The organism is Shigella sp. FC1967, assembly GCF_001743005.1.
In the GTDB taxonomy this organism is placed as follows: Bacteria; Pseudomonadota; Gammaproteobacteria; order Enterobacterales; family Enterobacteriaceae; genus Proteus.
On record NZ_MIIZ01000122.1, the window covers coordinates 1 to 10,856 of the forward strand.

10 protein-coding genes and 2 pseudogenes are annotated in these 10,856 nt (G+C 38.2%); 2 read left to right on the top strand and 10 right to left on the bottom strand.

The window, feature by feature from the left end; translation table 11 throughout:
- Nucleotides 1–444, top strand: a pseudogene (locus BHE89_RS01090) (RNA-guided endonuclease InsQ/TnpB family protein); the annotation flags it as partial.
- Nucleotides 445–518: 74 nt separating this feature from the next.
- Entirely contained in the window at nt 519–743 is a 225-nt protein-coding gene (locus tag BHE89_RS01095) for a DnaJ family domain-containing protein (RefSeq protein WP_286138894.1), read from the top strand.
- Nucleotides 744–803: 60 nt separating this feature from the next.
- Here the strand turns inward: BHE89_RS01095 and BHE89_RS01100 are convergent, their stop codons facing one another.
- The 10 genes and pseudogenes from BHE89_RS01100 to BHE89_RS01145 all read right to left on the bottom strand — a co-directional run bounded on the left by BHE89_RS01100 (nt 804) and on the right by BHE89_RS01145 (nt 10,500).
- Entirely contained in the window at nt 804–2,378 is a 1,575-nt protein-coding gene (locus tag BHE89_RS01100) for an AbgT family transporter (protein ID WP_069368442.1), read from the bottom strand.
- Nucleotides 2,379–2,994: 616 nt separating this feature from the next.
- Nucleotides 2,995–3,312, bottom strand: a complete 318-nt coding sequence (locus tag BHE89_RS01105) for a helix-turn-helix domain-containing protein (RefSeq protein ID WP_069368443.1) — start codon at nt 3,310–3,312, stop codon at nt 2,995–2,997.
- Nucleotides 3,313–3,333: 21 nt separating this feature from the next.
- Nucleotides 3,334–4,116 carry an MrpH family fimbial adhesin gene (locus BHE89_RS01110; RefSeq protein WP_458694197.1) on the bottom strand — a complete coding sequence of 261 codons (783 nt, stop codon included), beginning with the start codon at nt 4,114–4,116 and terminating at the stop codon, nt 3,334–3,336.
- Between the two features lie 93 nt (nt 4,117–4,209).
- Nucleotides 4,210–4,762: pseudogene (locus BHE89_RS01115) on the bottom strand (fimbrial protein).
- 9 nt (nt 4,763–4,771) lie between these two features.
- Nucleotides 4,772–5,236, bottom strand: a complete 465-nt coding sequence (locus tag BHE89_RS01120) for a fimbrial protein (protein ID WP_069368728.1) — start codon at nt 5,234–5,236, stop codon at nt 4,772–4,774.
- A gap of 42 nt (nt 5,237–5,278) precedes the next feature.
- Nucleotides 5,279–5,836 carry a fimbrial protein gene (locus BHE89_RS01125; protein ID WP_069368446.1) on the bottom strand — a complete coding sequence of 186 codons (558 nt, stop codon included), beginning with the start codon at nt 5,834–5,836 and terminating at the stop codon, nt 5,279–5,281.
- An 11-nt stretch (nt 5,837–5,847) separates the two neighbouring features.
- On the bottom strand, nt 5,848–6,606 hold the full coding sequence (locus tag BHE89_RS01130; RefSeq protein WP_069368447.1) for a fimbria/pilus periplasmic chaperone: 759 nt from the start codon (nt 6,604–6,606) through the stop codon (nt 5,848–5,850).
- Nucleotides 6,607–6,650: 44 nt separating this feature from the next.
- Nucleotides 6,651–9,272, bottom strand: a complete 2,622-nt coding sequence (locus BHE89_RS01135) for an outer membrane usher protein (protein WP_069368448.1) — start codon at nt 9,270–9,272, stop codon at nt 6,651–6,653.
- A 20-nt stretch (nt 9,273–9,292) separates the two neighbouring features.
- Nucleotides 9,293–9,853 carry a fimbrial protein gene (locus tag BHE89_RS01140; protein WP_069368449.1) on the bottom strand — a complete coding sequence of 187 codons (561 nt, stop codon included), beginning with the start codon at nt 9,851–9,853 and terminating at the stop codon, nt 9,293–9,295.
- A gap of 86 nt (nt 9,854–9,939) precedes the next feature.
- Nucleotides 9,940–10,500: a fimbrial protein gene (locus BHE89_RS01145; protein WP_069368450.1), complete on the bottom strand. Its 561-nt coding sequence runs from the start codon at nt 10,498–10,500 to the stop codon at nt 9,940–9,942.
- Nucleotides 10,501–10,856 lie beyond the last annotated feature (356 nt).

The window sequence follows — 10,856 nt, forward strand, 5'->3', positions numbered from 1 at the left end:
GGGTAGCCAATGCCCGTGCTGATTTTCAACACAAACTCTCTCGTGCAATTGTTGACGAAAACCAAGCGGTAATTGTAGAGACACTGAAATCGGCGAATATGATGAAAAACCACTGTCTGGCTCGCGCTATCGGTGATGCAGGCTGGCATGGTTTTATCACAAAGCTGGAATATAAAGCCGCAGAAAAAGGCGTCCATCTGGTAAAAACTGGAGCAATGGTTTGCCAGTTCGAAAACCTGTCATTGTTGCGGTCATAAGATGTCAGAAATGCCACTACATAAGCGTATCTGGCAATGCCCTGAATGTGGAGTTGAACATGACCGAGATATCAATGCGGCAATCAATATCCGACACAAGGGCATATTGGAATTACAAGCGGCGGGACTCGTCGTTTCAGCCCATGGAGACCCGCGTAAATCCGTCGTACAGAGGGTTGCGGTCTGAGAAGTGGGAAGCCTCGCCATTTACGGCGGGGAGCAGTCACAGCAAGCTATCACTTATTAAAGAATGCGGGTTTTTTGCCCCCTGAAATGCAAGATAGAAAAGAAGCCTTATCTCTCGCTGAGATCTTAAGTACATTAAATGAAACAGGAATAGAGGATGGAACACTGCAAAAGCGCTTGGCATTACTTGAGTTGAAATTACAACAGGCTGGTTTAGATACCCAATTTTTACATGCGGACTATGGCACACAACTGACAGAGAAATTGGCAAATCACAAAAAAGAAACCGAACAAAAATAATGAAATATCAAAACAGAAAAAGCCTATACATCCCTGTATAAGCTTCTTTCATCGCAGAAATTAACCTGCTGTTGGAGAATAATACGTTGGTGAACCTGGTCCCACTGGTAAGTTGAATACAAATACCCACAAGTAGAATAATAATGACCAACCAATTAAGAAAATAACGGAATATGGCAACATCATAGAGATCATGGTACCAATCCCTGTGTCTTTCTTATATTTGGTTGCGACTGCTAATATCAAACCAAAATAACTCATCATTGGTGTAATGATATTAGTAACAGAATCTCCTATTCGATATGCTGCTTGGATTGTCTCTGGCGCATAACCCGCAAGCATTAACATCGGTACAAAGATAGGTGCTGTAACCGCCCATTGTGCTGATGCTGAGCCAATCATTAAGTTAATAAAAGCACAGATTAAAATAAAGCCTAAGAACAGTAATCCACTTGGCATATCAATGCTATTAAGTAGTGCAGCACCTTTAACAGCAATAACCTGACCGATATTTGTCCAACCAAAGAATGCAACAAACTGAGCGGCAAAGAAAATAATCACTAAATAGAGCCCTAGTGTGCTCATCGAATTCGCCATGGCATCAACGATATCTTTATCGGTACGCATTGTCTTAGCAATCCATCCATAAACAATCCCTGGAATAGCAAAGAATAAGAAAATAAAGACAACAATAGATTTTAAGAAAGGAGAATTACCAATTAGCCCAGTTTCTTGGTTTCTCAATATGCCATTTTCAGGAACAACCGTTAGCGCCAATATCACGCCCATCACAACAAAAGTTCCTGTTGCAGCCCATAATGCTTTCTTTTCTAATGGCGTAACTTCAGCAGCATTCTTTAAATCATTTTCTTCATCATCAAGTTCGTTACCGTTATAAGGCCCTAGTTGAGGCTCTACGATTTTTTCTGTAATGAAGTAACCTAAGAAAGTAATAAGGAATGTACTGACAAACATAAAGTACCAGTTTGCTTCAGCACCAACGATATAAGTAGGATCTATAATGCGCGCTGCTTGCTGCGTAATACCCGATAATAACGGATCTATCGTCCCCAAGAGTAAGTTAGCAGAATAACCGCCAGAAACCCCTGCAAATGCAGCCGCTAAACCCGCAAGAGGATGCCGACCTAACGAATGAAAGATAATCGCTGATAATGGTATCAATACCACATAACCTAATTCAGCCGCGGTATTTGACATAATCCCCGCAAAGACAATCGCCAATGTCGTCATTTTGCGAGGTGCTTTCATTACCACTAAACGCATAACCGCAGATAATAAACCCGCACGTTCAGCAATACCAACACCTAATAACGCCACCAATACCGTACCTAAAGGCGCGAACCCAGTAAAGTTTGTGACGATATTGGCTAATATACGGCGAATACCTTCCGCATCTAACAAACTAATAATATGGATATAGCCATCTTCTGCACGCCCTTTAGCGCCTTCTGGTCGTGGATCTTGTACAGTAACACCGAAGTATTCACCAACTGCCGAAGAGACAAGTAAAATAGCAATTAAAATAATAAATAAAATAACGGGATGGGGTAGCGCATTTCCTAGCCATTCCACTGTGCGTAGAAAGCGACTGCCTCCCTGTTTTTTTGTTTGCATCATTTATCCTTTTTATAAAAAAACAGAAAATGCACAGTACACAACCCTTTTTATTATGACTATCTGTTAATCCTATTTATAAATGCTTTATTTAAGATAAACATCAGAATAAAAGTGGTTAAATAAAAATATTTTTTACCTTAAAAAAACAATAAAATAAAAACAAACAATACACTTACAAATAACTTACATTAAAATTAATTTATAATATCTAAAATTAAAAAATGTGCATAAGGTAACATTTTTTAACATTATAGTGATTATTTATTAACCTTTTTCAGCTAAAAACACCTTCAATTAATCGTCAGAAACGATTAAACACTCAGATAAACCTGATAGTAGCGGTCGTAATTACTATGAAAGGGAAAAAAACGACGAATAAACGGTCAGGATAGGTTAAAAAATTAGATTATTTGTAACATGAATGAGTAATTTTACAGTAGATATTGGACGTATTACTCGGCATAGAATAAAGAATTGATGGATCTGAGAAAAGATAAATAGAAACTGTAAAATAAATAGCTAAAAGACAATGCTATTGATATTTGAAAATAAAAAGAGGGTAAAAATGCCCCTCCCCTCTTTATTTACCCCTTAATGAGAAAATATTTGTTGATTAGAAGATAATATCTGGCGTAGATTCCGCCATAAAATGTATACTCTGACTTGTGTGTCTATCTTCAGTTTCTTCTTCATCGTGAAAACAATCTTCAAAAAACCAGTAAATGGGGGTTTTTAAATAGACCGACAATATCACAAGGTAACTCAAGTCTATTTTATTTAACCCGCGTTCATAACGTGAAAACTGTTGCTGGCTAATTCCCAATTTATCAGCAATGTGTCTGCCGGTATAACCCAGCTCTTTGCGTTTTTTCTGTATTCTTTTGCCAACTAGCTCATTCACATTGATGCTTATAAGATCATAATCCAACATACTCCAACCTTATATAACCTGCTATGGTAATGTTAAAATAAGTGCACCAGAACCAGAGAAGAATCCAGCCTCGACACGACCATTTGTACGCAATACAGAACTGACTGATACTGATGTTGCTCTACCTTTGGGAACAAAAACAATTGCGCCGTCTTCCCCTGGATATTCCCCCCCATTAAGGGTTCCTAAATATAAGTTTGCATATAAGCTATTATCTGAACGTAAAGGAATACGATCACTTACCATACCTGTCGCAATCACTTTTACACTCATATCTTTATTGCATGTGATATAGATATTTTTTGAACGGCGTGCATTATTTAATTCGTTCTCATTAATTTCGCCGTAGTCTAAATTCACAGAGCCATCAATAATTTGACAAGCTCCCACAGGAGGAGGTGCTATACCACAAGAAGAACCGGGTAATAAACGACCACTTTTAGCAACACCACTTGACTCTTCTTGGTAAAATAGCCCCACACACTCTTGAAGAAGAGAAGGATCAACATCTCTGTGTATGGCTTTTTTAGGTCCATAAGGTAACGCTAATTTAGCCAAAACGGCTTGGCGTAATTCTTCCATCGTGCGATACTTTTGTGCGTTACTTAATATCCTTTTTGTTACTGTCCCTCCTGAACCATCAACGTCATGCCGGTGGTTAATCGTGATATAACATCTTTTCCATCCATAACACGGATTTAATGTACCAGGCGGCTCAGGATCCCAACGTTGAATAATAAAGGTATAGTCAGCACCTTTTGAGCCGACAAGCTTAGATTCTGTGATATAAGAAAAAAATTGCAGCCATTGATGATGTTGAAAATAACATCATCACACTAAATATAAATAATGCTGATAATCGTTTTGGGGTAGACATATTAACCTCAATCGTAAGGATTAATCATAATTCAGATGAAATGTGGCTATTGCACTAAAACGGCCTCGTTTTATTGATTCATTGGCAATAGCATTAGGTTCTGCTTGTATAAAGGCTCGAAACCTTAAAATCGAATCCCCTGAATTTAAGGCAATATTATTGCTTTCTTGATTAATCCGTAGTGGTGTACCATCTGAATTTTCTAATCCAATAGCAATACCTTCTGCTTGGCTTCCTGCACTTAAAGCAAGAAAACCTTGTCCAACCATTGCCTGATTTTCAGTACCACTAAATGTCACTCTCACTTTTTTTATTAATCGAAAGATCACACTCTGATAAATGAATTTGAAAGTTTTGGCTATTTGTTCTGCCCGCACCAATATAAAATGTTTTATCAGGCACATTACCGAATTCAAGTGAAATGGTTTCATCTCCTGGTTTAATCACACAAGGTTCATCAACCAATGTGCCATAAAGTCGCATATTATTCGGTGCTGCTTCTGCAACAGTAAATATTCCTATTAGAAGCGTAAGCCCGCAAATAATAGGAAGCGGTAATGTTTTAAGCTTCATTTCACACTCCTATTGATATTCTGCAAGTAACGTTGCTGTTACTTCAAATGGGCCTTTTACTAAGGTACTACCCGGTTTTTTTACAGGAACAGCTTGAATAATAGGTGGCTTATCCGGTGAGATAATAAAACGCTCATTTAAGATAAAAGGTTCACCATTTCGCGTCATATGAATAGCTAAATCAGTAATATTGGTTTGTAATCCCGCATCATCAAACTGGCTTTTAGGACCAATAATAGAAAGCCCTAAATCCCAGCCTTTAATATTGGGATCGCACTTTAATCTGTAATTCACGGGTTGGGTGTAATTAATCCCGTCAACTCTATGAATACCAACATTATGGCCAAAATAAACTTCAATTAAGTTATTATCTTCAATCACACAAGGAGGCGGAATTAATAATGTGCCAAATAGTTTCATATTAGGTTCATCTGCTGCGCTCACTAATAATGGCGCTGTTACAAGTAGAGTCATCAAACAAACATTTTTCAATTTGCTATACATCGTTCAGACTCCTTACTGGTATTCCACGCGAAGCATTGCAGTAGCACTAAAATCACCACCCGTTAATGTTGCTGAATAATCACGAACAGGGATAGCTTCAAGAGTAGGAGCATTAGGATAAGTAAAGTTTATCGTCTGCCCTAAACGCAATGTTTTATTTTGATAAAGAATATGAACTCCTAATCCAGTGATATTCGTTCTTAACGCATTGCTATCAAAGCCCGTACTGTTGCCAACTACCGAGATTTTTATCATGTTAGTCGGCATCTTTTTACATTCCACTTTATAGATAACGGGCTGTTTATAGTTGCTTCCATCAATTCGGGTACTCATTACCTCACCAAAATTAACCTCAACCATTTGCCCATTATTAATGACACAAGGTGGTGGAGCGATAACATAACCGGTGATATTAACCGGAACCATACCCGGTGAAACGGTCGTCGCTTTAGGTGTGAACATACTTGATGATGTATTTGCAACAGCAGTTGAACTCAGGACACCAGTAAATGTTGTCATTAATAAAATCAACACTGCTTTGCTTGTGTTAAACCGCTGTTCCATATCCATAAATAAACCTATTAATTTCCGACTGCTGTTTCTACAACCTTGCACTCATTACCACTACAGCTAAATTTCAAACGAGGACGTCCACCGTAATCGTTGATATAACTTAATACGGGTGAGGCACCAAGTGTTGAGGCTTTCAAATTAAGATCTGCACTACTTTTGGGATCAATCATTAAAGGCGTAAACCCATTAATACTTTCACCTTTTAACCCCGTTAACCCATCGACAATGGTCACAAAGTAAGGCGTTGGATTATTAACCTGATAAGTATCCCCTTTTTTCGTTAGGGTAATTTTTTCCTGCCATGGATTGGTTAAATCTGTTTGTGTTGCATAAATCGCAGCTGGGCGATAAAACAATTTAATTCGCGTTTGTAATGCTATTTGCAACACATTGGGTTTATCACTACGTGGTGGAATTTCACGTAAATTAAAATAGAACACACTTTCCCTATCTTGAGGTAATTTAGCGACATCAGGTAATGCTTGTATTTTTATTTGGCTTTTATCGCCTGGTTCAATACGCTGAATTGGGGGCAGAACGATTAATGGGCTTTCTACTTTTTGCCCATTTACATCTTCCATCCAACCTTGCGCTAAATAAGGTAAATCTTTATTTTGATTACTGACATTAAGGCTAACTGATTTATCCGTTCCATTAAAAATGACACGAGTTCTATCCAATGCAATCGCAGCAATAGCTTGTTGAGTAAACACCATGCCCGTCAATAATGTGGTTGCTACAATGAATGAGCGCTTTAATAACATCATCTTTAATTACTCTTTTGTTTATAAAATCGTTTAATTTTCCCTTCTCAACCTTCAGTTTTGACTAATTGTGGCTGAGAGGGTGATTCGGTTCTCTCTTGTGCTGAATAAGAGATTGATGGTGTATTCCCACACGTTAATAAGAGTGAAGAAATAAAGACACCTTTGTCTAACTGAGGTACTTGTATTTCACACTGTTTTTTACCACTCCAACGTACCTCTAAAATATCTCCGGAGTTTATTCCACTTAAATAAACATTACCGCTATCATTCACGATCCCCAGTTCTCGTCCTTTTTCTGTGGTAATGCTAGCGCCAAATGGTGGGTAACTACCGTCTTTCAAGCGAATAATCGCCATCGCTTTTTGCCCTGAAATAACGTCAAACTCACGGTAACCTATTGCCCCTTCGGTTAAAGTTAATTGTTGAATTGAACGCACTGCATCAACATCATCAGGTAATTTATCTAAATCAATTGTTGCACTACTTCGATAGTAATTATTAATATCTGGAAGTACCGCTTTACCAAAAGCGTTAGTATGGCTCACCGCCCCTAAGCTTCTAACTGGTACATCAGCCACACCATTAGTATCGACTAATAAACGCGCAGCACCTGGCATTGCGGTACGGTGGAATGCGCCACCTTTTGCGGTTAACGTTGCTCCGCCTTGTAAAGAGAGTGATGCTGAGGTATTTTCACCTTGAGTATGACTCGCACTTGCTGTTACCAGCGCGGTATCACCATAATGCGTATAATAAGCATCAGCAGATGGGCGTCCACGGCCACTTAAACCTGCGCCTAAGCGATAGTTATTATTTTCATCGAGGCGATCAAAATAGCTCACATTATGTGAGTTACCATGCTTATTAATCACTGTGTTATAGCTAATTGTGGCTTTATCACTCCAAGGCATACTGACATTCAGATAAACACCATCATCATTCGAGCCATTAAATTTATTGCGGTAAGCAGATACATTGAAATTGATATTTTTAAAGCGGCCAATATCCATAAACTTAGATAACGACAAGTTGTAGTAATCGTTATTAGGCTTATTCCAATATGTTTGATGGTTATAATTGAGATAAGCACTCAAGCCTAAATCAGGGAATTGTTTACTTAATGTAATTGTATAAAGCTCTTTATTATTATCGCGGTTGTTATCTCGATAACGACGATCTAAATATTGATCCATACTCATAAAGTCGCGTTCTGAGAAACGGTAACCGGCGAAAGTTACCTGACCATTAATCGCCTCAAAACGTTTAGAGTAACTCACTCGATAAGAGCCACCATGATAGCGTTTATTATCACTAGGAATTTTTGCCCATGAGTGTGTCGCATCAAATGAAATTGCACCTAATACCATCAAGTCACGACCAATACCTAAAGAGACAGAATTATAATCTCCCGCAACTAATGATCCCCCATAGAGTGACCAACCATTTGAGACCCCCCATGAAAACTCACCCATTGCAAAAACTGGCCCTTCCGTTTTATGGTCTATATCAGAAGGTTTACCGGCTGATAATTTATATTGCACTCTACCCGGGCGTGTTAAGTAAGGGATACTTGCCGTATCCATTTGGTATTCTTGTACTGAACCATCTTGCTCTTCAACACGAATATCCAACTTACCACTGACGGCATCATTAAGATTTTGAATACGGAATGGACCTGGTGCGACCTGTGTTTCGTAGATCACGCGACCTTGCTGACTAATCGTCACTTTGGCGTTCGATTTTGCAACACCAGTTACTTCAGGCGCATAACCTCTCAAATTAGGAGGCAACATCTGATCATCCGTTAATAAACTGATCCCCGTAAAACGGAAGTTATCAAAAATATCAGAACGTGAATAAGTCTCACCCATAATAAGGCGAGCCCCCAACTGGGTTATTGCTCTATAAAGATAATATTGACTCCAATCCCAATCATTTTCAGTGCTACCATTCACGCCAGTTGTGTGCTGATAGCTTGCTTGCCAATCAGCACGAAAACGCCAAACACCTAAGTTAGCTCCCGCAGTACCACTGCCCGTAACTTGTTGTCTTTGTTTACCATTAGCGGGATCGGTCACATTAGCATTCAAGTTATAGTCAAAAATAAGTCCTGAAATACCTTCATCCCAACGAGAAGGTGGATCCCAATCTTCAGTTGCATACTCAACATAGGCTTGAGGAATAGTCACAATAAAACTACCTGCACCTAAATGAGTACTTGTTGTCATGCCGGGTATCGATGACTCATCAAGGCAAGCACCGCCATCTTTCCAAGTTACTGCTTTAAGCCACTCTGGTTTCAACGTAAATTGATTGACTAATTCGCGAGGAATACAAGGAACACTCGCTTTAGGATCATTCTCAGGGACTACATAATTGATGGTATAGAGGTCAGGTAATTCATTATTGTTCACTTTAACAATAAATTCATACTTACCTGGCATAATATAACCAGCGCGAGAGAAGTCAGATAAATCAATATTTTGCTTATCTTTTAGATCAAGAATATCAGAGTTAAACTCGATATCACCAGCTGCAAATGCCATACTAGGGGCGCTCGCCATACCAGCAATAATTAAATAGATCAGAGCTGCGACAGGTCGAATTGTATGCTTATTACTCTTTATCTCTGCATTTCTTGATGCAGTTTTGAATGATTTAGCCATAAATTATCCAACCAATCCATTTAATAGTATTCAAGTTTAAAACGCAGGGTTGCCTGATAATTACCGGCTCGTGGGATATCGTTATTTTTAACTAGTCTTGCTTGATACAACAAAGACAACGACTTAGTATCAATATCCACAGGAGGTAAAGGTTTCCCTGGTATTGCCGATCTTCCGTAACGGTCAGCAATAGCTAACGAAGCACCTTTCGCATCGCCGAAAAGTTGGAATAATCCGTTCTGTGCGGGTCCTTCAAAAGTAGCAGTAAAACGAGGACGTTCAGCTTGTGTACCTTTTTGGTCAACAAGAGAACATTCTGTTAATCGAATAGAGAAATATTCAATAGGTCCTTGGCCTTCGACTGCTAAGGTTGGAATAGATACGGTATTTAAAGAGATCACTTGCTCTCGACTTCCCGCCGAGATAGTACATGTTGGTTCTAATATAGAACCTTGTAAACTAACCACGCCGAATCGCTGATGTGATTTTACATCTTGTTTTATATCAGTCACTGCCATTACAGGTTTAACTAACAATCCTGTTGCAACAAGTAATAATAGTGACACCATTTTGCGATTCATTGTTTTCTACTCCATAAGATAAACCATAAAATAAAGCTCAAAATAAAGCCCTATACATCCTTATACAGGGCTTAAAAGCACATTTATTATTGGTAAGTTAATGCGAAAGTTGCGATCGCAGTAAAGTCACCCGGTACAGCGGCTTTATCAGGAGAACCTTTTAAGTAAGCAGCAAAGTTCAGATCATTTGAACCATCACGAATAGTTTGAGCTTTTGTTGGTTCACCTAATTTAATTTGTGTACCACCTGCATCAGTAATAACAACTGCTGCATTTTGCGCTAAACCTTCGATACCTAAAGAGCCTGGCAGAATATCGGCTGCTTCAGCACCCGTGAAGGTAGTTTGAACTGTTTTATAAGTTTCAGTAGAGCATTGCAGTAATTTAATTTTGAAAGTATTAGATACGCTACGGCCACCCTCTTTCAGAGCATTTGCTGAAACTTGTCCTAGTGGAACACGTTGGTCACCTGAGTTAGGATCGATTGAACATGGAGCATCGATAATTGAACCCCAAAATTCTACAGTACCATGACCTTGATCCTTATTTGCGGTCGGAGCAGTAGTACCATCATCTGCAGCAAATGCAGAACCCGCAGCAACAGCTAAGCCTAAACCTAAAACTAAACCTAATTTATTTAATTTCATCTTTATGTTTCCTGAAAATATAAGAACGAAGATATTTAAAATAATAAAATTCAATATAAGCAAAATAAGAAATTTGCTTAAATGAATGACATACTAAATAAAGTTTCTATATTTTGATAAATTGCACCTAATTAATCTCATATTAAATAATGAAATTAGATAAAGGGAATGTATCAAGTTGGATATATTATTCTCTCGGGTTTTATTTAAGTCAAACCACTCAAATTTAATTAAGTCTATTTTTTATTAATTTACTGATATTAGGTGTATTTTTTTACATTTTTCATACAAAAATATTACTTTTTTCAAAAACACTCGAAACAGACTTTAAAACCAAAAATATACTCTTAAAAAAG